This is a genomic window from Mesorhizobium sp. WSM4837, assembly GCF_055811435.1.
Map to the genome: position 1 here is coordinate 1 of NZ_JBVVQE010000089.1, position 24,231 is coordinate 24,231.

General features: G+C 62.1%; 25 protein-coding genes and 1 pseudogene. 20 read left to right on the forward strand and 6 right to left on the reverse strand.

Annotated elements, in window-relative coordinates; translation table 11 throughout:
• Positions 1–375: amidase family protein (locus AC0L3D_RS32310; protein WP_473647092.1), on the forward strand; the 375-nt coding region annotated here is incomplete at its 5' end.
• Between the two features lie 188 nt (positions 376–563).
• Here AC0L3D_RS32310 and AC0L3D_RS32315 read toward each other — a convergent pair.
• The gene (locus tag AC0L3D_RS32315) at positions 564–1,319 is read right to left on the reverse strand and encodes a DUF599 domain-containing protein (RefSeq protein WP_023801203.1); all 756 of its coding nucleotides are present in this window, start codon (positions 1,317–1,319) and stop codon (positions 564–566) included.
• A 161-nt stretch (positions 1,320–1,480) separates the two neighbouring features.
• Here AC0L3D_RS32315 and AC0L3D_RS32320 point away from each other — a divergent pair, with 161 nt between their 5' ends.
• From AC0L3D_RS32320 to AC0L3D_RS32335, 4 genes are all read left to right on the forward strand, one after another.
• Positions 1,481–2,884: an L-serine ammonia-lyase gene (locus tag AC0L3D_RS32320; protein ID WP_128168142.1), complete on the forward strand. Its 1,404-nt coding sequence runs from the start codon at positions 1,481–1,483 to the stop codon at positions 2,882–2,884.
• Positions 2,885–2,988: 104 nt separating this feature from the next.
• Positions 2,989–3,426 carry a DUF1489 family protein gene (locus AC0L3D_RS32325; protein ID WP_473627760.1) on the forward strand — a complete coding sequence of 146 codons (438 nt, stop codon included), beginning with the start codon at positions 2,989–2,991 and terminating at the stop codon, positions 3,424–3,426.
• Positions 3,427–3,523: 97 nt separating this feature from the next.
• Positions 3,524–4,255, forward strand: coding sequence for a VWA domain-containing protein (locus tag AC0L3D_RS32330; RefSeq protein WP_287174278.1), 732 nt, complete (start codon positions 3,524–3,526; stop codon positions 4,253–4,255).
• Positions 4,252–4,953, forward strand: a complete 702-nt coding sequence (locus AC0L3D_RS32335) for a DnaJ domain-containing protein (RefSeq protein ID WP_198032858.1) — start codon at positions 4,252–4,254, stop codon at positions 4,951–4,953. Before AC0L3D_RS32330 ends, AC0L3D_RS32335 begins: the two co-directional genes overlap by 4 nt.
• Before the next feature lie 44 nt (positions 4,954–4,997).
• On the opposite strand, the gene AC0L3D_RS32340 is transcribed toward AC0L3D_RS32335, so the two are convergent.
• Positions 4,998–6,320: a D-alanyl-D-alanine carboxypeptidase gene (locus AC0L3D_RS32340; protein ID WP_473647094.1), complete on the reverse strand. Its 1,323-nt coding sequence runs from the start codon at positions 6,318–6,320 to the stop codon at positions 4,998–5,000.
• Here AC0L3D_RS32340 and AC0L3D_RS32345 point away from each other — a divergent pair.
• From AC0L3D_RS32345 to clpA, 7 genes are all read left to right on the forward strand, one after another.
• Positions 6,298–6,423: a hypothetical protein gene (locus AC0L3D_RS32345; RefSeq protein ID WP_280809885.1), complete on the forward strand. Its 126-nt coding sequence runs from the start codon at positions 6,298–6,300 to the stop codon at positions 6,421–6,423. The two genes, AC0L3D_RS32340 and AC0L3D_RS32345, sit on opposite strands and share 23 nt — an antisense overlap.
• Positions 6,424–6,757: 334 nt before the next feature.
• Positions 6,758–7,087: a phasin family protein gene (locus AC0L3D_RS32350; protein ID WP_023801209.1), complete on the forward strand. Its 330-nt coding sequence runs from the start codon at positions 6,758–6,760 to the stop codon at positions 7,085–7,087.
• Positions 7,088–7,231: 144 nt separating this feature from the next.
• Positions 7,232–8,299: an ABC transporter ATP-binding protein gene (locus AC0L3D_RS32355; RefSeq protein ID WP_287174274.1), complete on the forward strand. Its 1,068-nt coding sequence runs from the start codon at positions 7,232–7,234 to the stop codon at positions 8,297–8,299.
• Between the two features lie 115 nt (positions 8,300–8,414).
• Positions 8,415–9,440 (forward strand): extracellular solute-binding protein, encoded by a 1,026-nt coding sequence (locus AC0L3D_RS32360; RefSeq protein WP_473627757.1) that lies wholly within the window; start codon positions 8,415–8,417, stop codon positions 9,438–9,440.
• Positions 9,440–11,161, forward strand: a complete 1,722-nt coding sequence (locus tag AC0L3D_RS32365) for an ABC transporter permease (protein WP_473627756.1) — start codon at positions 9,440–9,442, stop codon at positions 11,159–11,161. The genes AC0L3D_RS32360 and AC0L3D_RS32365 overlap by 1 nt, the downstream gene beginning before the upstream one ends.
• A gap of 461 nt (positions 11,162–11,622) precedes the next feature.
• A complete protein-coding gene (clpS, locus tag AC0L3D_RS32370; protein ID WP_023801212.1) occupies positions 11,623–11,949 on the forward strand; it encodes an ATP-dependent Clp protease adapter ClpS in 327 nt (108 codons plus the stop codon).
• 6 nt (positions 11,950–11,955) lie between these two features.
• Positions 11,956–14,421, forward strand: coding sequence for an ATP-dependent Clp protease ATP-binding subunit ClpA (gene clpA, locus AC0L3D_RS32375; protein WP_023801213.1), 2,466 nt, complete (start codon positions 11,956–11,958; stop codon positions 14,419–14,421).
• Between the two features lie 85 nt (positions 14,422–14,506).
• Here the strand turns inward: clpA and AC0L3D_RS32380 are convergent, their stop codons facing one another.
• From AC0L3D_RS32380 to AC0L3D_RS32395, 4 genes are all read right to left on the reverse strand, one after another.
• Entirely contained in the window at positions 14,507–14,941 is a 435-nt protein-coding gene (locus AC0L3D_RS32380; RefSeq protein ID WP_473520459.1) for an HIT family protein, read from the reverse strand.
• A 118-nt stretch (positions 14,942–15,059) separates the two neighbouring features.
• Positions 15,060–16,277: a GNAT family N-acetyltransferase gene (locus tag AC0L3D_RS32385; protein WP_473647095.1), complete on the reverse strand. Its 1,218-nt coding sequence runs from the start codon at positions 16,275–16,277 to the stop codon at positions 15,060–15,062.
• Positions 16,278–16,318: 41 nt separating this feature from the next.
• Complete coding sequence (locus AC0L3D_RS32390) at positions 16,319–17,047, reverse strand: glycerophosphodiester phosphodiesterase (RefSeq protein WP_023801216.1); 729 nt, start codon at positions 17,045–17,047, stop codon at positions 16,319–16,321.
• 7 nt (positions 17,048–17,054) lie between these two features.
• Positions 17,055–17,519, reverse strand: coding sequence for a RidA family protein (locus AC0L3D_RS32395; protein WP_473627753.1), 465 nt, complete (start codon positions 17,517–17,519; stop codon positions 17,055–17,057).
• 137 nt (positions 17,520–17,656) lie between these two features.
• On the opposite strand from AC0L3D_RS32395, the gene AC0L3D_RS32400 reads away from it, so the two are divergent.
• The 8 genes and pseudogenes from AC0L3D_RS32400 to AC0L3D_RS32435 form a co-directional block, all read left to right on the forward strand.
• Positions 17,657–18,484: a cell envelope integrity EipB family protein gene (locus tag AC0L3D_RS32400; protein WP_287317347.1), complete on the forward strand. Its 828-nt coding sequence runs from the start codon at positions 17,657–17,659 to the stop codon at positions 18,482–18,484.
• A gap of 99 nt (positions 18,485–18,583) precedes the next feature.
• Complete coding sequence (locus AC0L3D_RS32405; RefSeq protein WP_473627751.1) at positions 18,584–19,882, forward strand: hypothetical protein; 1,299 nt, start codon at positions 18,584–18,586, stop codon at positions 19,880–19,882.
• Positions 19,883–19,983: 101 nt separating this feature from the next.
• Positions 19,984–20,262, forward strand: coding sequence for a DUF4031 domain-containing protein (locus AC0L3D_RS32410; protein ID WP_027151900.1), 279 nt, complete (start codon positions 19,984–19,986; stop codon positions 20,260–20,262).
• Positions 20,259–20,870, forward strand: a complete 612-nt coding sequence (locus AC0L3D_RS32415) for a LysE family translocator (RefSeq protein ID WP_287174260.1) — start codon at positions 20,259–20,261, stop codon at positions 20,868–20,870. Before AC0L3D_RS32410 ends, AC0L3D_RS32415 begins: the two co-directional genes overlap by 4 nt.
• A gap of 177 nt (positions 20,871–21,047) precedes the next feature.
• Positions 21,048–21,845 carry a 30S ribosomal protein S2 gene (gene rpsB / locus AC0L3D_RS32420; protein ID WP_473627750.1) on the forward strand — a complete coding sequence of 266 codons (798 nt, stop codon included), beginning with the start codon at positions 21,048–21,050 and terminating at the stop codon, positions 21,843–21,845.
• Positions 21,846–21,960: 115 nt separating this feature from the next.
• Positions 21,961–22,884: a translation elongation factor Ts gene (gene tsf, locus AC0L3D_RS32425; protein ID WP_473627749.1), complete on the forward strand. Its 924-nt coding sequence runs from the start codon at positions 21,961–21,963 to the stop codon at positions 22,882–22,884.
• Between the two features lie 338 nt (positions 22,885–23,222).
• Positions 23,223–23,945, forward strand: coding sequence for a UMP kinase (gene pyrH, locus AC0L3D_RS32430; RefSeq protein WP_023801221.1), 723 nt, complete (start codon positions 23,223–23,225; stop codon positions 23,943–23,945).
• A gap of 122 nt (positions 23,946–24,067) precedes the next feature.
• Positions 24,068–24,157 (forward strand): annotated as a pseudogene (locus AC0L3D_RS32435) (ribosome recycling factor); the annotation flags it as partial.
• Positions 24,158–24,231: the final 74 nt, after the last annotated feature.

Here is a 24,231-nt window from a genome sequence, read left to right on the forward strand (position 1 = left end):
CCCCCCCCGGCAACCACCCCCCCAAAATACGGCCCGCCCACTAGGGCGCCAACCCAACAACGGGGGTTTCCCAAAACCCCAACCCGCCGGGGGGGCCCCGCCCCCCGCCGCCCGCCGACGCCGTCGGCGGCCTTCGGCATCGCCGACGAGGACATGGCCGCCGACCCGGTCAAGATGTACCTCAACGACATCTTCACGGTGACCGTGAACATGGCCGGACTGCCGGGCATCGCCGTGCCCGCAGGGCTCGACGCCAAGGGCCTGCCGCTCGGCCTGCAGCTCATCGGCCGGCCGTTCGACGAGGAAACCTTGTGCCAGACCGCCCATGTCATCGAACAGGCTGCGGGTACGTTCCAGCCGGAAAAGTGGTGGTAGTGTCGTCTCCCACCTGAAGGGGTGAGGGATGTTCTAACATCTTTCCAAGGTCTTCTGGCTCCTCGTCCAGCCGTTGAATCTGGCGATCCGCACCTCCGGCAAGGAAGGCATCGGCCTGTCTCGCGACGATCCCTTCGTTTCGCTGCAGCTACCAGCACGGCGGTCCGCGAATGGACCGGGCTCGTCGCCTACCGGCTGTCGGGCCGCATCGATCGGCTTTTTCCCGGACCGGGTGTCGGCTCGGGCGGCTGACCAATCACGGCTTGCCGCGCCGCCGAGAAGAACTGGCGACGCACCAGAACCGCCAGCAACAGCAGCGTCGACAGCACGAATACTTTTGGGTCGACGAACCAGCCGAGATAGCCGATCGAGAAGAACACGCCGCGCATGCCGGAATTGAAATGTTTTCCGGCCAGCATGTTCATGCGCGCCGCCCGCCATACCGCCGTCTCGCTGACCGGGTTGCGTGAAGCCTCGCCGTGCGGGATCGGCACCGCACCGATCAGAATCGAGCAATAGTTGAACAGCCGGTAGGCCCAGCCGAACTTGAAAAAGGAATAGGCAAGGATCAGCACCAATCCGAACACCTTCATCTGAAAGGCGGAGCGGGACGACGTCGCGCCGAGCGGCAGGTCGCTCAGCACCGAAACAACCTGATCGGAGGCGCCGAGCAGGGCAAAACAGCCGCCGATCGCAATCAGCGAACTGGAGGCGAAGAAGGCGGTTCCCTGTTGAAGGCCGGCCATGATGGCGGTGTCGACAATGCGGACCTCGCGTTCGGCCATGTTCCGCATCCAGGCTTGACGCTGGACGTTCATCGCCGTCGTCAGCGACATGCGCCTGACCAGCTTTCCGTCGGAGGCGAGCGTATGCAGCACCCACACGAAAACGAAGAAGGCAAGCGCAACGAGGTCTGCCGTCGACAAATGGAAGGAATCGCCCATGCAACCCTCTTACCACAAGCGGTGGCGGCGCTTCGATGGCGGAACGCAACGATGTCGCTGCCGGAGCAAACAAGGTCGGCAGGTGCAGCGCCGCAATCTTCGAAAGAGCGGAAACATCACAGGAATTCCTATATATAGATTCCAACAGGAGAGAGCGGCGCGTGTTCCTTTCGGTTTTCGACCTGTTCAAGATCGGCATTGGACCATCGAGTTCGCACACGATGGGACCGATGACGGCTGCGCGGCGTTTTCTCGACGAGGTCGCGGGAGATGACTGGCCACGCCCGGTCGGCGCCAAGGTCGACCGCATCGCCGCCAGCCTGCACGGCTCGCTTGCCTATACCGGCATCGGCCATGGTTCAGATCGCGCCGTCGTGCTCGGGCTTGCCGGCCAGACGCCGCAGACGGTAGACCCCGATCAGGCGGACGGCATCGTCGACCGCATCGCCGCCGAGAAGCGGATTTCGCCGCCCGGCCATCCGTCCTATCGCTTCGACCCGGCGACGGATCTGGTGCTGGATCGCAAGACGCCGCTTTCCGGCCACGCCAACGGCATGGCTTTCTCTGCCTATGATGCCGACGACCGCCTGCTGCTCAAGCGCATCTACTATTCGATCGGCGGCGGCTTCGTGGTTTCCGAAGAAGAGCTGCAGCGGATGAAGGCGAAGGGCTCGGTGACGACGGAAGGCAAAAACGTTCCATACCCCTTCAAGAACGCTGTCGAGATGCTGTCGATGGCCGCGAAAAGCGGTCTTTCCATCGCCGACATGAAGCGCGTCAACGAAGAGACGCAGATGTCGCGCGAAGAGCTCGACGCCGGCCTCGACGGCATCTGGAGCGCGATGAAGAGCTGCATCGAGCGCGGCCTATCGCAGGACGGCATCATGCCGGGCGGCCTGAAGGTGCGCCGACGCGCGCGACAATTGCATGACAAGCTGCAGGAGCAGTGGCGGCAGAACCGGCCCAATCCGCTGCTCGCCAACGACTGGCTGTCGATCTATGCCATGGCGGTGAACGAGGAGAACGCCGCCGGCGGGCGCGTCGTCACCGCGCCGACCAATGGTGCTGCAGGCACGCTGCCGGCGGTGCTGCGCTACTGGCTGCATTTCCATCCCGAGGCCGACCAGCCGAGCATCCGCGATTTCCTGCTGACCGCAGCAGCGGTCGGCGGCATCATCAAGACCAACGCTTCGATCTCGGGCGCCGAGGTCGGCTGCCAGGGCGAGGTCGGTTCGGCCTCGGCGATGGCGGCAGCGGGGCTGTGCGCCGTGATGGGCGGCACGCCTGAGCAGGTCGAGAACGCCGCCGAGATCGCGCTTGAGCATCATCTCGGCATGACCTGCGATCCGGTCGGCGGGCTGGTGCAGGTGCCTTGCATCGAGCGCAACGCGCTCGGCGCCGTCAAGGCGGTGACTGCCGCGTCGCTGGCCATCAAGGGCGACGGCGTTCATTTCGTGCCGCTCGATGCCGCGATCGAGACCATGCGCCAGACCGGCCTCGACATGAACGAGAAATACAAGGAAACCAGCCTCGGCGGACTGGCCGTCAATATCGTGGAATGCTGAGCCAAACCTTGCACTGTGGATTGGCGCCGTGGAGAACAGCGGCACTGTGGAGAAAGTCGATTGGGCCAGTTGACGCCTTCGCGCGCCGGACTAAACCTTGATCCATGTCCCTCAATCTCATAAAGCTCTGCGTTGGCTGCGACAGCGTCGAAGATCTCGAAGAGTGGATCGCGTTCCGCCTCGACGAACGGCGGCGCGCCGGTGAACCGGTCGAGCACTACCACACCACCCGCATGACGCCGACGCGCAGCGCCGAGGTCACCGATGGCGGTTCCCTCTACTGGGTAATCAAGGGCAACGTGCAGTGCCGCCAGTTGATCACCGAAATCCGTCCTTTCACCGATGACGAGGGTATCGGCCGCTGTCACCTGATCCTCGATCCCGCGGTCGTGCCGACTGAATGGCAGCCGCGCCGCGCCTTTCAAGGCTGGCGCTATTTGAAATCGTCGGACGCACCGGCCGATCTCTCCAAGGGCAAAGCGGGATTGGTCGAAATGCCGCCGAAACTCAGGCGCGAGCTTGCCGATCTCGGCCTTCTCTAGGAAGGCCCCAAAATTCAAAGCTGCGGTGATCGCCGGCCCTCCAGATAGCCTCATGCTGGGCTTGCAAGCTGTGCGACAACGCCACATCTTGAATGTCATGAGCGACAAGAAGCAGCCCGTGCCCGCAAAGGCCAATCCTGCGCCGGTCGAATCCCAATCGAGCACCGGCGAGATCGACGCGTTTATCCGTCAGGCAAGGACGCTGGCTGCGTCCGCGACCGGTACTGGCAGGCTGATCCTTTCCCTCGACGCGACCATGAGCCGCCAGCCGACCTGGGATCTCGCCTGTGCGCTGCAGGGCGAGATGTTCGACGCCGTCGGCAAGGCCGGGGCGCTCAAGGTCCAACTGGTCTATTTTCGCGGTTTTGGCGAGTGCCGCTCATCCGCATTCGTCACCGATACGAACGCGCTGAAGCAGCTGATGACGCGGATCGAATGCCGCAGCGGCCACACCCAGATCGGCAAGGTGCTCGCCCATGCGCTGAAACAGACGGCGGCGGCCAAGGTCAACGCCCTGGTCTATATCGGCGACGCGATGGAGGAAAATATCGACGATCTGGCGGAAAAGGCCGGCAGCCTCGGCCTGCACGGCGTTCCTGTCTTCGTCTTTCAGGAGGGCCATGATGCCGGCGCGGAAAAGGCGTTCAAGGATATTGCGCGGCTGTCCAAAGGCGCCTGGTTCCGATTTGATCGGCGGGCCGCCGCAACCTTGGCCAGCCTGCTATCGGCGGTTGCGGTGTTTGCGACGGGCGGGCTGAAGGCTCTGGAGGCCAGGGGCAGGCCGGAAGACCGGCTGCTGATCGAGCATCTGCGGAGCGGCAGGAAATGATGGGCGCGACTATCGCATTCGTGGCGTTGCTTTTGGTGCTGCTCGGCGTGGCCATGGTGTTTCTGCGCTCCGACCCCGCGAAACTCGCAAGCTGGATGAGGACGCTTGGGCCTGTCCTGCTGGCGCTGATCGGCGTCGCCGCGCTTCTGGTTGGACGCGCAGGCATCGGCGGCTTGATCCTGTCGACGGCGCTCGCCTGGTATGGCTCGATGCGGATGAAGCGGCCGACGGCGAAACTGGAGCCGGGCAAGTATTCGACGGTGCGCACCGCGGCCCTCGAAATGGAGCTTGATCACGATACCGGCAATCTGGAGGGGCTCGTGCTCGCCGGCCGCCATGAAGGCAAGATGCTAGGCACGATGAGCCTTGCGGAATTGCAGCAGCTTTATCGCGAACTCCCCGGCGACCCGGAGAGCCGCCAGCTGCTAGAGACGTATCTTGACGGCAGATTTCCCATCTGGCGCAAAGACGCGGAGGCGAATGGTGGCGACGGGCTGGGTGTTTCGCCAGGTTCGGGCGCCATGACTAAGGAGGAGGCCTACAAGATCCTTGGTCTTGAAGCGGGGGCCGCCGCGGCGGATGTCCGCAAGGCGCACCGCCGCCTGATGCAGCGCCTGCACCCCGATCTCGGCGGCACTTCGTTTCTGGCGGCGCGGATCAACGAAGCCAAGGACGTCTTGCTCTCCAATCACAACTAGTCTCCTTCGACGCAGAATTCTTCCGGGAGATGTTTCGACGCCGCCTACTGGTGGACGGCGTAGCACTCGATTTTCTTTTTCTTCAGGGCGTTGCAGGCTTTCGAGGCGGCAGTCTTCGAGCCAAAGCCGAACCGGGCGCGGTAGTAGGTGACGCCGCCCTTCTCGAAGGCGACGGTGAAGCCCACAGCATCGGCCAGGACCGAAGGCGCCTGTTTGCTCGTCTCGTCCAGGAGAGCCTGGGCTTCGGACTGTTTTGGCGAAGAGGCGACCTGGACTGCCCAGCCGGACGGCACCGATGCCGTGTTGACGGGATCGACCGTTGCCGGTTCGCCATAGGCTGCTGCGACCCGTGCGGTCGCCACATCGTCCGCCGTAGCGGCGGCCACTGTTTCGACCTTCCTGGTCTGGGAGACGGGCCTGGTCTCAACGACGGGGGTGGCTTCTTCAACGACGGGCTCGGTTTCCTCCACCAGGGAGGCAATGGCATCGCCGTCCGGGGCCTCGTTGTACGCCGCATCGTCGTCCGGCCTGCTGTCCGGCGTCGGCGCGTCGCGCTTGGGCAGGAATACTTTCGCCAGCGCGGTGATCGGGTTGCCACCACTGGCCTTGGCGATCAGCATGCCGCTGCCGCGCGACGACGCCTTCGGCAGGTAGGTTTTGATCAATGCGGCCATCTGGTTGTCGCGGCTGCCGCCGGATTTCCCGCCTATGACCACCGCGACGATGCGGCGATCGCCGTCGTCGACCGAGGAAACGAGATTGTAGCCGGAGGCGCGGGTGTAACCAGTCTTGATGCCATCGACGCCCTTGATGCGTCCAAGCAGGCGGTTGTGGCCGTTGATGCGCCTGCGGCCGTAGAGAAAGGAACGCTGCGAGAAATAGCTGTAATACTGGGGAAAATGCTCCCGCAGCGCGATGCCGAGCACCGCCATGTCGCGCGCGGTGGTGAACTGACCGGGATTTGGCAAGCCGTGGGCGTTGCGGAAAACAGTCCCCTTCATGCCCAGGGCCCGCGCCTTGGCCGTCATCATGTGGGCGAAATTGGCTTCATTGCCGCCGAGAAGTTCGCCGATTGCGGTTGCCGAGTCGTTTGCCGACTTGGTCACCATCGACAGGATCGCGGTCTCGACCGTGATCGCGCCGCCCCGTTTGACGCCGAGTTTGGTCGGCGGTTCGGCAGCGGCATTGGGCGAGAAGACGACCCGGGAGTTCTTGCCGATCTTGCCGTTCGCCATGGCCTCGAAGGCCAGGTAAAGCGTCATCATTTTGGTGAGCGAGGCGGGATAGCGTCGGCCATCGGCATTCGAAGAGTAAAGCACCTTGCCGGTCTTGGCGTCGATGACGATGGCCGCCGACCTCGCCGCCATGGACGAAGCAGCTCCGGCAACGACGAATGTCATCGCCAAAGCGAGGATCATGATCGTTTTCAAGGAGGACGCGGATTTGGAGAGAATGCCCGACAACGCCTGACGCACCGATGGTTCCTTTGAATTTTTGTTGCGGTGGAGGCGGCAAAGGGGTCCTGCCTCACTTCAAGCCAAGCTATCGCGGCCAGCGTTACCAATCCGTTTATGGTAACCGCGGCGTTCACCATTTTCTTCGAGCTTGAGCTTTTCTTTATTCGAATCTTAGCCATTTCCCGACGGTTGCGCCGATCTGCTGGCCGGATGGCACTTGGTGAAACCCAGAGTCGGTGAAACCTTGACTTTTGTGCAGTGCACAATATATTACTTGCATTGCACAACGCGGCCCCGAGAAAAGGCCGCGTCCACCGCTCAAGGACAACTGGCAAGGGATTGCGTGAATGACCCAGACCTATGAAGATTTCAGCAAATACGGCAAGGAGTTTGCGGATAGCGGCTTGAAGAGCTTCGCATCCCTTTCCAAGGGCGCGCAGGCCATCGCCACCGAGGCGGGCGAGTACACCAAGAAAAGCTTCGAGGCCGGCAGCGCAGCAGCCGAGAAACTTTTGTCGGCCAAGTCGCTGGAGAAGGCGATCGAGATCCAGTCCGATTTTGCCAGGCAGTCGTACGAAGCCTTCGTCACCGAAGCCACCAAGATCGGTGACCTCTATGCCGAACTCGCCAAGGAAGCCTACAAGCCGTTCGAATCGATCGTCGCAAAGGCGAAATAATCTCGCTACAAGATGTGAACACGGCCCTTGGGCCAGCAAGACGGACCCGGTCGCGAACGTGCGGCCGGGTTTTTTCATGGCAATTAAGTTTCCAGCCGATCGACGCTGATCTAAACAGCTATGAGCCAGCGTGTCGGAGGGCGAATGATGCATGGGTCGATAAATGATGCCGGCGCTCCGCTAACGCTGGAACACATCAGCCGATGCTTCGGCGACACCCAGGCGCTGGATGACGTTTCGCTGTCGATTGCGCCTGGAGAGATCGTCTGCCTGGTCGGCCAGTCCGGTTGCGGCAAATCCTCGCTTTTGCGGATCATTGCAGGCGTCGATACTGCGGACAGCGGAAGAATTCTGCTCAATGGCATTGAGATCGCGGGCGCGAACAGCTTTGTCGAGCCCGAAGACCGCAACATCGGATTCATGTTCCAGGATTATGCCCTGTTCCCGCACCTGACCGTCGAGGAGAACGTGGCCTTCGGCCTCAAGCGGCTGTCGCGGCGCGAGGCGAGCGCCCGTGCGGCCGAGGTGATCGCCCGAATCGGCATCCAGGCGCTTTCCGGCCGTTACCCACACACGCTTTCAGGTGGCGAGCAGCAGCGAGTCGCACTAGCGCGGGCGCTTGCCCCAAAACCCGTCATCCTGCTGATGGACGAGCCTTTCTCGAACCTTGATCGTGGCCTGCGGGAGCGGGTGCGCGAGGAGACCACTTCAACGTTGAGAGCCTTGGGGACGACGGCGATCCTCGTCACGCACGACCCGGAGGAGGCCCTTTCCGTCGGTGACCGGGTTGTGCTGATGCAGGAGGGGCGGGTTGTGCAGGTCGGGACGGGCTACGATATCTACGATCATCCCAACTCACTCTACGCCGCCGAATTCTTGTGCCCGTGCAACAGGGTAGAGGGCATCTACCGCGATGGCCGGGTCGAAACGGTGCTGGGCACCTTTCCAGCCCGGCTCGATCTTCCGGAAGGCGGCAAGGCGTTTGCCTGCATCCGCCCGCAGGCTGTCTGCCTTTCAGGTTCCGACGAAGGTCTGCCGGCGCTTGTCGTCAACCGCTCTTTTCTGGGTGAGATCGAACAATTGCTGGTCAGGATCGAGGGCGTTGCTGACCTCTTGCGCTTGCGCACCACCAGCCGGATCGATGTAAAGCCGGGTGAGCCGATCCATCTGACCATAGATCCAGGCGGCGTGCTGATATTCGCTGCGGCATAAGTCGCAAGCGCTTTGGTCGCAAAGTAACTTGACTAAATTACTCACATATGATCGAGCAATTCCCGGGCTGTCAACCAATGCCGGCCGCACCAATCAATTAATGGAGGACCGCTTCATGAAGAGCCTTTCCACATTGCGACTCGCCCTGGTGGGCGGCGTCTTCGCCCTCGCTGGCGAGGCCAGGGCCATGGCGGCCGAACTGAACATCTACACCACGCGTGAGCCTGGGCTGATCCAGCCGCTGCTTGACGCCTTCACCGCCTCGAGCGGCGTCAAGGTCAATACAGTCTTCATGAAAGATGGTCTGGCGGAGCGTGTGGCCTCGGAAGGGGAAAGCTCACCTGCCGATATTCTCATGACGGTCGATGTCGGCAACCTAGCTGACCTGGCCGAAAAAGGCCTGACGCAGCCGGTCGAGTCCGATGTTCTGAAAGCCGCGGTCCCGGAGAACCTGCGTGACCCGGCCAACAACTGGTTTGCTCTGTCGATGCGGGCCCGCGTACTCTACGCGGCCAAGGATCTCGATCTTGCCGCGTTCAACTACGAGGACCTGTCCGATCCAAAATGGAAGGGCAAGGTCTGCATCCGGTCCGGCCAGCATCCCTACAACACCGCTCTTTTTGCCGATTACATCGCACATAACGGCGCCGAGGCGACGGAAGCATGGCTTGCCGCCGTCAAGGGGAATCTCGCCCGCAAGGCGGGCGGCGGCGACCGCGATGTGGCCAAGGACATCCTCGGCGGCATTTGCCAGATAGGCATCGCCAATTCCTACTACGTCGGACTGATGCGCTCCGGCAAGGGCGGTGAGGAGCAGGTCGCCTGGGGCGACGCGATCAAGGTCGTCCTGACAACGTTCAAGGATGGCGGCACGCAGGTCAACGTCAGCGGCGCGGCCGTCGCAAAGCATGCGCCGAACAAGGGTGAGGCGGTCAAGCTGCTGGAATATCTGGTTTCCGACGACGCCCAGACACTCTATGCCAAGGCAAATTTCGAATACCCGGTCAAGGCCGGTGCTCCGATCGACCCGATCATCGCCTCGTTCGGCGCGTTGAAAGTCGATCCAGTGCCGATGACGGAAATCGTCAAGCATCGCAAGCAGGCAAGCGAACTGGCCGAGAAGGTCGGCTTCGACAACTGATGGGCGATCCGGGCGTGGGCAGTGCTGCGCCCGGTGATCTCCCGATGTCGGATGTCGACCTGCGAAGAGCCTCCACTGTGAAGGTCGCCCGGTACTGGTCCGGGCGACTGTGGTTCATGGCGACCGTGCTTGTCGCTGTGCTGGTGGCGACTCCGGTTCTCGCCCTTATCTGGCAGGCGCTGCGGGGATCGAGCGGGCTCTGGCCGCATCTCCTCGCCTATGTGCTGCCACAGGCCTTCCAGCAGACCACGGCGCTACTCATCGGCGTCGGTGTCCTCGTCACGCTTCTTGGCACCTCGACGGCCTGGCTTGTCACCGCCTATGACTTTCCCGGCCGCAGGTTTCTCGAATGGGCGCTGCTCCTCCCGCTCGCGGTGCCGACCTACATAATCGCCTACGTCTATCTCGATCTTCTCCATCCGATCGGCTTGGTCCAGGGTGCGCTCAGAGTGGCACTTGGCTTCACCAGCCCACACGAATTCCGCCTTCCCGACATCCGGTCGATGGCCGGCTGCATCGTGCTGCTCGGCTTCGTGCTCTATCCCTATGTGTACCTGACGACGCGGGCAATGTTTCTCACCCAGGCGGCCAATCTAGTCGAGGTGTCGCGCACGCTTGGAAGTGGCAAAGGCGGCGTCTTCTGGCGCGTTGCGCTGCCGCTGGCACGTCCGGCGATCGCCGTCGGCGTCAGCCTCGCGCTGATGGAGGCGCTGAACGACATCGGTGCCTCGGAGTTCCTGGGCGTGAAGACACTGACGGTCTCGGTCTACACGACATGGGTGACGCGGTCCGACCTGCCGGGCGCGGCGCAGATTGCGCTCGCCATGCTGTCATTGGTGGTCGCGCTCGTCACCATCGAGCGTTGGGCGCGCCGTCGTCAGCGTTATTGGTCGAGCGCACAAAAGGCGCGGAGTTTCACACCGCATCGTCTCGGCACCGTTTCGGGTCTGGTGGTTTTTGCGCTCGGCCTTCTGCCGGTGTTCATCGGGTTCATCGCCCCGGCGAGCTATCTTGTCGTCGAGGCGTGGAAGCGCGTCCGTTTCGCAGGGCTGTCGCCCCGGCTCTTGTCGGAAACGCTCAACACCGTCACCCTGTCGGCCATGGCCACGCTCGCAATCCTGCTCTTCGGCGTGATCATCGCCTATACGGCGCGCTCGCTTCCCGGCCGCGTCACGGCGGCTTTGCAGAGGGTTTCCACGGTCGGCTATGCGATGCCTGGCACCGTGGTGGCCATCGGAATATTGTTGCCCGTCGCGGCCCTCGATCAGATGATCGACCGAACCGCGCTAGCATGGCTGGGCGCGCCAACCGGCCTGCTGCTGATCGGGTCAGGAGCAGCGCTCGGCTACGCCTATGTCGCACGCTTCCTGGCGATTGCGGTCGGTTCGGTCGAGGCGGGCTTCAGCCGCATTCCGCGCTCGTTCGATCACGCCGCGCGCAGCCTCGGCCAGAATGTGACTGGCACATTCCGGCATATTCTTCTGCCGCTTTCGAAACCGTCGCTCGTCGCTGCGGGCTTGCTCGTGTTTGTCGATTGCATGAAGGAGTTGCCGGCGACGCTTCTGTTGAGGCCGCTTAATTTCGAGACCCTGGCGACGCATCTCTACGGCGAGGCGGCGCGCGGGACCTACGAGGAAGCCTCGATCGCGGCACTTGCCATAGTCCTCGTCGGCACCTTGCCTGTCGCTGTTCTCGCTCGTGTTGGACGATGGAAATCCTAAGTGTGTCCGGCCTAAACAGACTCGCTGGCACCTAAAGCGCGTCTGAAGGGATCATGCGACTCCAGGTTCGTTATTCAGATGCATGTTGTTTCGTTAGCTGACGCATCTACGATAAATCGTAAGTGCTCCACGCCTATCGGATCGTGCCGCCAAAGCGACGGGTCGGAAAACCGCTCAACCTATCGACCGAAGCAGTGGGCAGCATGACAGAGTTCAGGCTTCGTTTTCCCTTGCCGTTGACTAGCGTACTTTCGATGCGATGCCCTCAATTTGAAATCAGGGGCTCTGTTGCCTTCACGATTTCGAAAAATCGGTCAAGTTTGGCCACCTAGCCATATTGTCAGCTAAACAGAAGGGCTTAAAATCGTTCATCGAAGACCTACATGTCGAACTCATATGGGGATTCGAAAAGGCAGGGTTACGTGACGACAGGTTTGACTGCCACAACAGATGTGGTGCGGATGCAAAACGGCAGCGACGGCAACGAGACCGGTCGCGGCACGGCCGTCATCACGCGCACCAAAACCAAGACCAAGAAGCCTAGCCTTTATCGGGTCCTCATTCTCAACGACGACTACACACCCATGGAATTCGTGGTTCACGTGCTGGAGCGCTTTTTCCAGAAGGACCGTGAAGCCGCCACACGCATCATGCTTCATGTTCACAATCATGGAGTGGGCGAGTGCGGGGTCTATACATTCGAGGTGGCCGAGACCAAAGTGTCTCAGGTCATGGATTTCGCCCGACAGAATCAGCATCCGCTGCAATGCGTGATGGAGAAGAAGTGAGGTAACATGCCGGCTTTCTCCCAAGGCCTGGAAAAGGCGCTTCACCAGGCGCTGACGCTCGCCAATGAGCGGCACCACGAATACGCAACCCTTGAGCATTTGCTGCTCGCGCTCATCGACGACACCGAGGCGGCCGCGGTCATGCGCGCCTGCAACGTCGATCTCGACGAGTTGAAGCACACGGTTCTCACCTACATCGATACCGAGCTTGACAATCTCGTTACCGGCTATGACGAGGATTCCAAGCCGACGGCCGGTTTCCAGCGCGTCATCCAGCGCGCGGTGATCCATGTGCAGTCGTCCGGCCGCGAGGAAGTCTCCGGCGCCAACGTGCTCGTTGCCATCTTCGCCGAGCGCGAGAGCCATGCCGCCTATTTCCTGCAAGAACAGCAGATGACCCGCTACGACGCGGTCAACTACATCTCGCATGGCATCGCCAAGCGGCCCGGCGCGTCCGAGACGCGGTCGCCGCGTGGCGCCGATGACGAGCAGGGCCAGAGCGGCGCCGAGCCGCAAGAGGACAGCGGCAAGAAAAAGCAGCAGCAGGACGCGCTGACCGCCTATTGCGTCAATCTGAACAACAAGGCCAAGGCCGGCAAGATCGATCCGCTGATCGGCCGCGAGTCCGAGATCAACCGCACCATCCAGGTGCTGTGCCGCCGCTCCAAGAACAATCCGCTCTATGTGGGCGACCCCGGCGTCGGCAAGACGGCGATCGCCGAGGGCCTCGCCAAGCGCATCGTCGAGGGCGACGTGCCGGAAGTGCTGCACAACGCCACCATCTTCGCGCTCGACATGGGAACATTGCTGGCCGGCACCCGCTATCGCGGTGATTTCGAGGAGCGGCTGAAGCAGGTCGTCAAGGAGCTTGAGGATTATCCGGGCGCGGTTCTGTTCATCGACGAGATCCACACCGTGATCGGGGCAGGAGCGACGTCTGGCGGCGCCATGGATGCATCGAACCTGTTGAAGCCGGCGCTGTCGTCCGGAACGATCCGCTGCATCGGCTCAACCACCTACAAGGAGTTCCGCCAGTTCTTCGAGAAGGACCGCGCCTTGGTGCGGCGCTTCCAGAAGATCGACGTCAACGAACCGACCATCGAGGACGCTATCGAGATCATGAAGGGTCTCAAGCCCTATTTCGAGGAGTTCCACAAGGTTCGCTACACGGCTGAGGCGATCAAGGCTTCGGTTGAACTGTCGGCGCGCTACATCAACGACCGCAAGCTGCCGGACAAGGCGATCGACGTGATCGACGAGACCGGCGCCTCGCAGATGCTGGTGCCGGAGGCCAAGCGCAAGAAGACCATCGGCATCAAGGAGATCGAAGCGACGATCGCCACCATCGCCCGCATTCCGCCGAAGACGGTTTCCGCCGACGACGAGAAGGTGCTGGCCGGTCTCGACATCGAGCTGAAGCGCGTCGTCTACGGTCAGGACACCGCGATTACGGCTTTGACCTCGGCGATCAAGCTGGCGCGGGCCGGCCTGCGCGAACCGGAGAAGCCGATCGGCTCCTATCTGTTCTCGGGACCGACTGGCGTTGGCAAGACCGAAGTGGCAAAGCAGCTCGCCGCCTCGCTCGGTGTCGAGCTGATCCGCTTCGACATGTCCGAATATATGGAACGCCACACCGTCTCACGGCTGATCGGTGCGCCTCCCGGCTATGTCGGCTTCGACCAGGGCGGCCTGTTGACCGACGGCGTCGACCAGCATCCGCATTGCGTGCTGTTGCTGGACGAGGTCGAGAAGGCGCATCCGGATCTGTTCAACATCCTGTTGCAGGTCATGGACCATGGCAAGCTGACCGACCACAACGGCAAGCAGATCGACTTCCGCAATGTCATCCTGATCATGACCACCAATGCGGGCGCCTCGGATGCGCAGCGCGCGGCTATCGGTTTCGGCTCGACCAAGCGTGAAGGCGACGATGTCGAGGCGATCAACCGGCTGTTCACGCCGGAGTTCCGCAACCGTCTCGATGCGATCATCCCGTTCGGCTCGCTGCCGGTGCCGGTCATCCACCAGGTGGTGCAGAAGTTCGTCATGCAGCTCGAGGCCCAGCTCTCCGAGCGTGGCGTCACCTTCGACCTGTCGCAGGAGGCGATCGCCTGGCTGGCCGAGAAGGGCTATGACGAGCGCATGGGAGCACGGCCGCTCGGCCGCGTCATCCAGGAGCACATCAAGAAGCCGCTGGCCGACGAGGTGCTGTTCGGCAAGCTCAAGAAGGGCGGCACGGTGCGTGTCACCGTCGACAAGAAAGAGACCGGCGAAACCGGGCTGAAGCTCGAGTCGCTCGCCGACGAGGCGCCGGTCAAGCCGAAGAAGGAAGAACCGGACGACACGCCGAAGCCCAGGAAAGCTGCCGGCAAGAAGCCGGCCGCGAAAAAGGCGGTCGCGCAGAAGGCGGAGCCCAAGGGCAAGGACGGCAGCAAGCGCAGCCTGGTGCCGCAACTCCCCCGCAAGGGATGATGGCCTGAAAGCTAAAAAAGGCCCCGGAAACGGGGCTTTTTTACTTCGAGGGGCTGGTGGGCGGCCGGACGTGCGACGCCCGGCATCAGTTTGTCAGCGCCGTCCGTATCTTGCCAGCGTTCTCCGCCAACACTTCCGGCTTCTCCATCTGCCCACTATGCGGCTTCAAAGGGATGCCCTCGAAGCGTGGAATGACATGGACATGGAGGTGGTAGACGGTCTGGCCCGAAGCAGGCTCGTTGAACTGCAGGATGGTGACGCCATCGGCGCCGAAGGCCTTCTTCACCGCCACCGCCACCTTTTGCACGACGGCGAAGAGTGGGCCGAATGTTGCCGGATCCGCGTCAAGCAGGTTGCGCGACGGTGCCTTCGGCACAACCAGCGTATGACCCGGCCCTTGCGGCATCACATCCATAAAGGCGACAACCGCGTCATCTTCATAGACGCGATGCGACGGGATTTCACCGCGCAGGATTTTCGCGAAGATATTGTTGCTGTCGTAGGTGGTTTGTTCGGCCATGGCGTGCGCTCCGGATTGTGCCTTGCTCCTACCCCATCGACCCGACAATCGGAATCGATCTTCGGAAAGTACGATGCTTTCGAGCGTACTTTGTGCGTCCAATTGGACGCATGTCGCTCTAATCGTCCGCCAGATCCTTGCGGAACGGGGTGTGCTCTTCGAGATAGCCGGCCATCCGCTCCACTTCGCGGCGCTCGCGCCTTAGATAGTCGGCGACCGCGTTACGCAAGCCGGGATGCGCGATGTAATGCGCCGAATGCGTGGTCACCGGCCTGTAGCCGCGCGCCAGCTTGTGCTCGCCTTGCGCGCCGGCTTCGACCACTTTCAGCTTACGGTCGATGCCGAAGTCGATCGCCTGGTGATAGCAGACCTCGAAATGCAGGAAGGGGTGGTCCTCGATGCAGCCCCAGTTGCGCCCGTAGAGCGCATCGGAGCCGATGAAATTGATAGCGCCGGCAATGTAGCGTCCATTGCGCTTGGCCATCACCAGCAGGATGTCGTCGGCCATGCGCTCGCCGATCATCGAGAAAAACGCGCGGCTGAGATAGGGCCGCCCCCATTTCCTGCTGCCGGTATCCATGTAGAAGGCAAAGAAGTCGTCCCAGACCCTTTCGGTTAGGTCCTTGCCGATCAGCCAGTCGATCGAGATGCCGTGACCGAGCGCCTCGCGCCGCTCCTTCTTCATCGCCTTGCGCTTGCGCGATGCCAGAGTGGCGAGAAAATCGTCGTAGGTCGAATAACCTTCATTGAAGAAGTGGAACTGCTGGTCGGTGCGGTGCAAAAACCCCGCCGCTTCCAGCGCTTCGACATCCCTCAGCTGCGCGAAAGTCACATGCGCGGAGGAAACGCCGAGTTTTTCCGTCACCGCCTTCAGGCCGGCTGCCAGGCCGGCCTTCACGGCGCGACTGTCCTCGCCCTTGTTGACCAGCAGGCGAGGGCCGGTGACCGGCGTGAACGGCACGGCGCATTGCAGTTTTGGATAGTAACGCCCGCCAGCGCGCTCGAACGCGTCCGACCAGCCGTGATCGAATACATATTCGCCCTGGCTGTGCGATTTCAGGTAGCAGGGAATGGCACCGAGCAGCTTTCCCTGCGCTGTCTCGAGCCTGAGATGATGGCCCTGCCAGCCGGTGCGCCGCACGGCGCAGCCGGAATCCTCAAGAGCGCTCAAAAAAGCGAACGAAACAAGTGGGTTGTATCCGTTTTCTGTATCGCCGCGTGAGGTTCCGCCGAGGCCATCCCATTCGGCGCAGGTGAAGGCTCCGATGCCGGAGGCAACCCGGATCGCATACTCTCCATTCGCCGTTTGCCCGTCGCCTTCATCGCCTTGATCCATGAGGCCTATTTAAGCTCCGTGCCGGTCCATGCAAGCTCAGTTCAAGCGACCTGCACAAGATCCGGCTCAAATCCTTCGAACGTCATCTGGTCGGCATATCTGAAGGTCAGGTCGACCGCCGGTTGGTCGAGCACGGTCCACGTGATGACCGGCATTTTGAGCCTTTCGCGCACGAAACTGACAAACTGGTTCGGCAGGTCGCCGGCGGCGTAGGAGGCGAAGGCGATGTCGTGCGCCAGCATGGCGAAATGCGCCTCGATCAGCTTGACTTCGTTGCCATAAGCGGTCAGTCCGCCCGGAATGCCGGGCGCGTGTTTTGGGAAGTCGCGGATCAGCCAGTGGTCGAACGACATGATCGCCGCCTTGCCCCTGTAGTTCTTGAGCATCTTGCCGACGCTTTCCACCAAGCCTTCGTCACGGCCGGGAACCCCTTTCAACTCGACGACCACCGGCACGCGACCATCGACCAGGTCGAGGGCCTGCTGCAGCGTCGGCAGACGATCTGATGTGCCGCCGATCTTGAGGGCCGTCATTTCTGCTGCCGTGCGCTGCCAGACGAAACCGTCCTGGCCGGTCAGCCGCTTCAGATCGCCATCGTGGATGATCACCGGGATGCGGTCTGACGACAGATGCACATCGCATTCGATCGCATAGCCGCGTTCAGCCGCAGCGGCAAAGGCGGAAAGCGTGTTCTCCCAGCGCGTCTTGTTCATGTCGTGGAGGCCGCGATGGGCAATGGGTCGGGCGGTCAGCCATGAAAGGTCGGTCATGCCGGGCTCATTCGACTTCGAAGATGGCTTCGATTTCCACTGCGGCATTAAGCGGCAGGGAGGCGGCACCGACGGCGGCGCGAGCATGCTTGCCGGGATCGCCGAGCACTGCAACCAGTAGATCCGAGGCGCCGTTGGCAACCAGGTGCTGCTCGAAAAAATCCGGCGCCGAGGCGACGAAGACGGTGATCTTCACCACGCGGCGGATTTTCTCGAGATCGCCAAGTGCTGCCTTGGCCTGCGCCAATATGTTGATCGCGCAGTATTTTGCCGCTTGCTGGCCGGTTGCGATGTCGACATCACGGCCGAGCAGGCCGCTCGCCTGCAGCTTGCCCTCGCTGAGCGGCAGCTGTCCGGCGATGAACAGCAGATTGCCTGATCTGCAATAGGGCACGTAGTTGGCGGCGGGCGCGGCAGCGACCGGAAGCGTCACGCCGAGATCGCATAGCCGCTTTTCGATTGTTTCAGTCATGGTATTTCCCTATTGCTTGATGACGCTGCGCAGGCCGGGCCGAAATTGCAATTTTTGCCTCGCTTCCGCCACGACTTTTTTTAAGCTGGACCTCTTTCCCTGCGGCCTGCCATCAGGCGCGATGATCGGAGCCCCTCATGCGCGCAACACGCCTCGCATTCCACGCTGTCCTGCTGCCAGCGGTGTTCTCGATGGCGCCGGCTTTTGCCGTGCCGGCGCTGCAGGCGCATCGCGCGGTTTACGATCTGACCCTGGACAAGGCCTCCGACCGCTCCGGCATCACCGGCATTTCCGGCCGCATGGTCTACGAGTTCAACGGCTCGCCTTGCGAAGGCTATACGGTGAAGTTCCGTTTCGTCACCCAGATCGTCACCAACGAGAATACAAGGCTGACCGACCAGCAGACGACCACTTTCGAGGACGCCGAAGGCAAGACCTTCTCGTTCGTGACAAAATCCTTCGTCGACCAGACTCTCGACAAGGAGGTCAAGGGCACCGCGACTAAGGAAACGAAGGGCCTCAAGGTCGACATCGACAAGCCGGAGCAGAGCAGCGTCGAACTGCCGGCCACCCAGTTTCCGACACAGCATCTGGTCGAACTGATCGACAAGGCCGAAAAGGGCGAAAATTTCTACGAAACCAACCTGTTCGACGGTTCGGAAGATGCCAACAAGGTGATGACCACCACCGTCGTCGTCGGCAAGAAAACCGATGCCGACAAGACCGATCCGGAAGTGCCGGCACTGGCAAAACTCGCCACCGACAAATACTGGCCAGTCGACATCGCCTATTTCGACAGCACCGACAAGTCAGGCGAGGAGGTGCCGGAATACCGGATCAGCTTCAAGCTGCATGAGAACGGCATCACGCGCGACCTGCTCATGGACTACAACGACTTCTCGATGACCGGCAAGCTGGTCAATCTTTCGCTGTTCGATCAGACGAAACCCTGTCCGCCGAAATAGAGCCTTGGGTTAGCCACGCCCGCAAGGCGGCGGCGAATGACTTGAACACGCCGCAATTGCATTTCAACCTCTACGCCGAGGGATCGATCGGGGGGTGGGTTGAGCAAAATCGATGTGTTCGTGGCGCCGACGCCCAATCCGGCGCTGATCAGGATCATGACTGTCGTCAACCGGGTCGTCATGCTGCGTGGCATTCCCGGGTTTCGCGACCTGTTGCCGTTCAACCGCGTGGCCGGATTGCGCGGTGTCGCCAATGTCCGCCATATCGACTTTCCCGACGAGGACCGGCAGCGGCTGAAGGCCTGTTGCGGCGCAGGCAAGGCAACGTTCATCACGCCCAACCATCCGGAATTCTTCACCGACTGGATGATCGACAAGGAGATCGTCTCGAGGGTCAGTCCGCTCGCGGCATCCTGGGCCACGCATGGCGTCGTCAACGGCCTCGGCCGGATCATGCAGAAATTCTGGCTGGCCAACAATCTGATCGCCCAGATACCCGGCAACAGCGGCGCTGCCAAGGAACACTCGATCGCCTGGGCGCTGAAAGGGCATGGCGTTCTCTTGCATCCCGAAGGCGGCGTCGGCTGGCATGGCAATGTCGTCGCTCCGCTTCTTCCGGGGGCGGTCGAGATGGGGTTCGAAGCGCTCAAGCGCGGTCGCGTCACGGATCAGGATTTCAAAGTCTGGATCGCGCCGGTCGTCTGGAAGCTCGCCTTCACCAAAAATGTCGAGCCGGCGCTGGCGCAGGAATGCGCCTATGTCGAGAAAAGCCTGAAGATTGAGCGCCGTGCCGCCGATACGCTGCCGGAGCGCGTCCACCATATCTATGCGACGCTGCTGTCGCGCGATGAGATTGCCTGCGCCAGGGCGCCCGACGAACGGGCTTCGTATGCTGCGCGGCACAAGCAATTGCTGCTCGAATTGAGCCGGCGCCTGGGGGAGGGTATTTCGGTCGATCCCGGCGCCAGCGAGATCGCCGAGCTTTTGCGCCGGGCGCGCCGCTGGCTGCGGGAAGGCACCGGCGACGCCGAGCGACAAAAACAGATCCGCTCGCTGGCGGACACGATCCAGCGTCTCCAACGCGTCGGACCGTGGGCCTCAGCCAATCCGCGCATTGCGCAAGAGGAGATCGCAGAGCATCTGAAGCGTATCCGCAACGATTATTGCAAGGGCACGCTGCGCGACACGATCAATTGCTTCGTACCGCAACCGGCCGGGCCGCGCTGCGCGCATATCCGGGTGCCGGAGCCGTTGGGATTGCACGCCTTTCCGGGCTCTATCGACGATGCCTTCGCCGAACTGCACCGGCGCATGCAGGCGGCCGTCACCACGACCGTGGCCGAACTCGAAGCCGCCGGCAGCTTCATTTTCTATCCGAATCCCTTCTATCATCGCTAGGATTGGCATCTCTAGCATTGGCATCGCTGACGTTGGATCTCGGCTGCGGGTGAACTGCGGCTCCGCTGGTCGGCCCAAGATGAAGGAGTGCGGCAAGCCTCATGGCGGTCTATGTCGACGCGGCGATCTGGAAATGGGTCGGCCACCGCTGGTGTCACCTGCTGGCCGACGACACCGACGAGCTGCATCGTTTTGCAGCACAGCTCGGCGTCAAGCGCTCGTCCTATCAGGGGCCGCCGAAGACATCGGCGCCGCATTATGACATAACCGGCTTCGAGCGCGACCGTGCGGTGCGGCTAGGCGCCGTCGAATGCAGCCGCGAGGAGATCGTTGCTGTTTTCCGGCGGGTCCGCGTGCCGAAGGGGAAGATACGACCATGACGTTGACGGCATTTCTGGCTTACTGCGCTGCGATCACATTCGCCGCCGCCACGCCTGGCCCGGCGGTATTCACGGTCATTGCCAACGGCGTTTCGCGCGGGTTCGTTCGCGCGTTCCTGGCTGGCCTCGGTATCGCCGCCGGCGACGCGGTGCTGGTGACTTTGGCGCTGCTCGGTCTCGTGGCACTGGCACAGACCTTCGAATGGGTTTTTCTCATCCTGAAATATGCGGGTGCAGCCTATCTGATGTTTCTTGGCGTCAGGATGTGGAGATCGGCTTCCGCGCGATCGAATGGACTGGAGGTTACGCAGGCAAGACTGTCTCGATCGTTTTACCTCGGCATCTCCATCGCATTGGGCAATCCCAAGGCGATCCTGTTCCACGCCTCCATCATGCCGTTGATCCTCGATCTCAATGCAATGAACTTCGCTGAGGGGCTGCTCGTGGTTACGGTCGTGATCGGCGTCAACATTATCACTATGGGCGTCTATGCGGTGCTTGCCGGGCAGGCTTCGGGCTGGTTCAAGACGCCAAGGCGGATGCGCTTGATGAACAGGTTTGCCGGCGGCGCCATGATCGGCACCGGTGCGCTGATCGCCGCACGCTGAGCCGCAAGATACCGCAGCGCTTGCGTTTGCCGCGCATCCCCTCTATATGCGCGCTCATTCCACACACGGACTTTGGTGTCTGCCCGGGAGAAATCCGGCTGAAACCTCCGGTGGCGTTCGAGGACAAAGTCCAGAAATGCCTGTGTCCGTGGAGGCTAACCGGAAAAGGACATAACAATGGCTCTGCCTGATTTCAGCATGCGCCAGCTTTTGGAAGCTGGCATTCACTTCGGCCACCAGACCCACCGCTGGAACCCGAAGATGGCGCCCTATATCTATGGCGCCCGCAACAACATCCACATCATCGACCTCTCGCAGACGGTGCCGCTGCTGCACCAGGCGCTGAAGCAGGTTTCCGACACCGTCGCCAAGGGTGGCCGCGTGCTGTTCGTCGGCACCAAGCGCCAGGCGTCCGACATCGTCGCCGACGCCGCACAGCGCTCGGCCCAGTACTATGTCAACTCCCGCTGGCTCGGCGGCATGATGACCAACTGGAAGACGATCTCGAACTCCATCCAGCGCCTGCGCAAGCTTGACGAGATGCTGGCTGGCGAGGCCCAGGGGCTCACCAAGAAGGAGCGCCTCAACCTCGACCGCGAGCGCGAAAAGCTCGACAAGGCGCTGGGCGGCATCAAGGACATGGGCTCGACGCCAGACCTGATGTTCGTGATCGACACCAACAAGGAAGCGATCGCCATCCTCGAGGCCAAGCGTCTCGGCATCCCGGTCGTCGCCATCATCGATTCCAACTGCGACCCGGACAAGATCGACTTCCCGATTCCGGGCAATGACGACGCGGCCCGCGCCATCCAGCTCTATTGTGATCTGATCGCCAAGGCTGCAATCGACGGCATTGCTCGCCAGCAGGGCGCGCTTGGCATCGACGTCGGCGCTTTGGCCGAGGCTCCGATCGAGCCGGCACTCGAGCCGACGCCGGCCGCCGAGACACCGGCCGCCCAGACACCGGAAGCGTAACAGCGAAGGCCGGTTTCGGCCTTCATTTCTCATATTTTGGCGCGCTGAGCGCTGGCGCCAGGCGCATCATCGAGGACCGGTGGTGCGTCGGTGCATTTTAAACGAAGAGGCGACAATGAGCATTTCGGCTGCACAGGTCAAAGAACTCCGCGACTTGACCGGCGCGGGCATGATGGACTGCAAGATGGCGTTGAACGAGACCAACGGCAACATGGAAGAGGCCGTCGACTGGCTGCGCAAGAAGGGCATCTCCAAGGCCGACAAGAAGGCCGGCCGTACCGCGGCCGAAGGGCTCATCGGCGTCGATTCCGGCGTGCGTGAGGCGGCGATCGTCGAGGTCAATTCCGAGACCGACTTCGTTGCCCGCAACGCTGCCTTCCAGGAGATCGTCGCCAATGTCGCCAAGGTGGCGCTCGCCTATGGCGGCAAGACCGAGGCCGTTGCAGCCGCCCCGTATCCGGGTTCCGACAAGTCGGTTGCCGACACCATCAAGGACGCTGTCGGCACCATTGGCGAGAATCTTGGCTTCCGCCGTTCGGCCAAGCTCATCGTCGAGCAGGGCGCCGTCGCAACCTACGTCCACAATGCGGTTGCCGACGGCCTTGGCAAGCTCGGCGTGCTGGTCGCCATCGAGACGTCAGGCAACGCGCAGGCCGCCAACGCCTTTGCGCGTCAGGTCGCCATGCATGTAGCCGCCACCAACCCGATGGCGCTGACCGCGGAAGAACTCGACCCGGCGGCGGTCGAGCGCGAGAAGGCGATCTTCGCCGACCAGGCGCGCCAGTCCGGCAAGCCGGAAGCGATTATCGAGAAGATGGTCGAGGGCCGCCTGCGCAAGTTCTACGAAGAGGTCGTGCTGCTCAAGCAGGCTTTCGTGCTCAATCCTGACATCACCGTCGAGAAGGCGCTGCAGGATGCCGAGAAGGAAATCGGCGCACCGGCCAAGATCACTGCCTATCTGCGCTTCGCGCTCGGCGAGGGCATCGAGAAGGACGAGACCGACTTTGCGGCGGAAGTCGCGGCGGCGGTCAAGAAGTAAAACGCACTCCATCTTTCTGAAAAGACTTTACGGCCGGGTGTTCGCGAGGATGCCCGGCCGATTTGTTGCGCGGTATCGATGAACGCCATGCGTCGGCGACAGGCCGGCTGACTATCTGCTCATGCCCGGATCTGCTCATGCCCGGATCTGATCATGCCCGGGTCTGCTCGTGCAAGTTGCATTTGCCGGTGTAAGCCAATGGCTGGAAGAGCGTTTGCCGGTTCCGGCGCCGCGTGACATCGCAGCGCCCTTCGTGTATCGGAACGCCAATGTTTCGGGGCAGCGCCTGAGCGGGGAAGCCGCCCCGGGCGCGTCACACGCATAATGATGAGGACCAGATGACGGTGAAGCCCCTCTACCGACGTGTCTTGCTGAAAGCGTCGGGCGAAGCGCTGATGGGTGAGCAGCATTTCGGCATCGACGTGTCGGTGGTCGATCGCATCGCCGCCGACATCGCCGAGGCCCGTACCCTGGGCATCGAGGTTGGGGTTGTCATTGGCGGCGGCAACATCTTTCGCGGCGTCGCCGTTGCCTCCAAGGGCGGCGATCGCGTCACCGGCGACCACATGGGCATGCTCGCCACCGTCATCAATTCGCTGGCGCTGCGCACCTCGCTGAACAAGATCGGGGTCGACGCGGTGGTGCTGTCTGCAATCGCCATGCCTGAGCTTTGCGAGAGCTTTTCGCAGCGCCAGGCGACCGCCTACATGAACCAGGGCAAGGTCGTCATCTTTGCCGGCGGCACCGGCAATCCGTTCTTCACCACCGATTCGGCCGCGGCGCTGCGCGCGGCGGAAATCGGCGCCGACGCGCTGTTCAAGGGCACCCAGGTCGATGGCGTCTATTCCGCCGATCCCAAGAAGGACCCGCATGCGACCCGCTTCGAGCGGATCAGCCATGGCGAAGTCATAAAACGCGGTCTTTCGATCATGGATACGGCCGCGATTGCACTTGCGCGCGAAAACAACATCCCGATAATCGTCTATTCGATCCACGAGAAGGGTGGTTTCGGTGATATTCTGAGGGGCGGCGGACGTTGCACGGTCGTCACGGACGACTGATCGGGAGCCCGATGCCGAACCGAAGGTTTTCCGTAGGCGAAAAACGGGAACCGGTTTTCGGATCGAGGCTTGAATACGGGTTACCCTGAAGTGAATCCGGCTAACGGGTCGAGGAGACGATGATGAGTGGCGAATACGATGATCTCAAACGGCGCATGGACGGGGCGATCGCTGCGTTCAAGCACGATCTGGCTTCGCTGCGGACCGGCCGCGGGGGGGGGGGGGGGGGGGGGGGGGGGGGGGGGGGGGGGGGGGGGGGGGGGGGGGGGGGGGGGGGGGGGGGGGG

What these genes read in the sequence shown, in the direction of transcription:
- AC0L3D_RS32315 (WP_023801203.1), bottom strand. Translation starts at nt 1,319, where the DNA reads ATGGGCGATTCCTTCCATTTGTCGACGGCAGACCTCGTTGCGCTTGCC.
- AC0L3D_RS32325 (WP_473627760.1), top strand. Translation starts at nt 2,989, where the DNA reads ATGTCCCTCAATCTCATAAAGCTCTGCGTTGGCTGCGACAGCGTCGAA.
- AC0L3D_RS32330 (WP_287174278.1), top strand. Translation starts at nt 3,524, where the DNA reads ATGAGCGACAAGAAGCAGCCCGTGCCCGCAAAGGCCAATCCTGCGCCG.
- AC0L3D_RS32335 (WP_198032858.1), top strand. Translation starts at nt 4,252, where the DNA reads ATGATGGGCGCGACTATCGCATTCGTGGCGTTGCTTTTGGTGCTGCTC.
- AC0L3D_RS32345 (WP_280809885.1), top strand. Translation starts at nt 6,298, where the DNA reads ATGGCCGCCGACCTCGCCGCCATGGACGAAGCAGCTCCGGCAACGACG.
- AC0L3D_RS32340 (WP_473647094.1), bottom strand. Translation starts at nt 6,320, where the DNA reads ATGGCGGCGAGGTCGGCGGCCATCGTCATCGACGCCAAGACCGGCAAG.
- AC0L3D_RS32350 (WP_023801209.1), top strand. Translation starts at nt 6,758, where the DNA reads ATGACCCAGACCTATGAAGATTTCAGCAAATACGGCAAGGAGTTTGCG.
- AC0L3D_RS32355 (WP_287174274.1), top strand. Translation starts at nt 7,232, where the DNA reads ATGATGCATGGGTCGATAAATGATGCCGGCGCTCCGCTAACGCTGGAA.
- AC0L3D_RS32360 (WP_473627757.1), top strand. Translation starts at nt 8,415, where the DNA reads ATGAAGAGCCTTTCCACATTGCGACTCGCCCTGGTGGGCGGCGTCTTC.
- AC0L3D_RS32365 (WP_473627756.1), top strand. Translation starts at nt 9,440, where the DNA reads ATGGGCGATCCGGGCGTGGGCAGTGCTGCGCCCGGTGATCTCCCGATG.
- clpS (WP_023801212.1), top strand. Translation starts at nt 11,623, where the DNA reads ATGCAAAACGGCAGCGACGGCAACGAGACCGGTCGCGGCACGGCCGTC.
- clpA (WP_023801213.1), top strand. Translation starts at nt 11,956, where the DNA reads ATGCCGGCTTTCTCCCAAGGCCTGGAAAAGGCGCTTCACCAGGCGCTG.
- AC0L3D_RS32380 (WP_473520459.1), bottom strand. Translation starts at nt 14,941, where the DNA reads ATGGCCGAACAAACCACCTACGACAGCAACAATATCTTCGCGAAAATC.
- AC0L3D_RS32385 (WP_473647095.1), bottom strand. Translation starts at nt 16,277, where the DNA reads ATGGATCAAGGCGATGAAGGCGACGGGCAAACGGCGAATGGAGAGTAT.
- AC0L3D_RS32390 (WP_023801216.1), bottom strand. Translation starts at nt 17,047, where the DNA reads ATGACCGACCTTTCATGGCTGACCGCCCGACCCATTGCCCATCGCGGC.
- AC0L3D_RS32395 (WP_473627753.1), bottom strand. Translation starts at nt 17,519, where the DNA reads ATGACTGAAACAATCGAAAAGCGGCTATGCGATCTCGGCGTGACGCTT.
- AC0L3D_RS32400 (WP_287317347.1), top strand. Translation starts at nt 17,657, where the DNA reads ATGCGCGCAACACGCCTCGCATTCCACGCTGTCCTGCTGCCAGCGGTG.
- AC0L3D_RS32410 (WP_027151900.1), top strand. Translation starts at nt 19,984, where the DNA reads ATGGCGGTCTATGTCGACGCGGCGATCTGGAAATGGGTCGGCCACCGC.
- AC0L3D_RS32415 (WP_287174260.1), top strand. Translation starts at nt 20,259, where the DNA reads ATGACGTTGACGGCATTTCTGGCTTACTGCGCTGCGATCACATTCGCC.
- rpsB (WP_473627750.1), top strand. Translation starts at nt 21,048, where the DNA reads ATGGCTCTGCCTGATTTCAGCATGCGCCAGCTTTTGGAAGCTGGCATT.
- tsf (WP_473627749.1), top strand. Translation starts at nt 21,961, where the DNA reads ATGAGCATTTCGGCTGCACAGGTCAAAGAACTCCGCGACTTGACCGGC.
- pyrH (WP_023801221.1), top strand. Translation starts at nt 23,223, where the DNA reads ATGACGGTGAAGCCCCTCTACCGACGTGTCTTGCTGAAAGCGTCGGGC.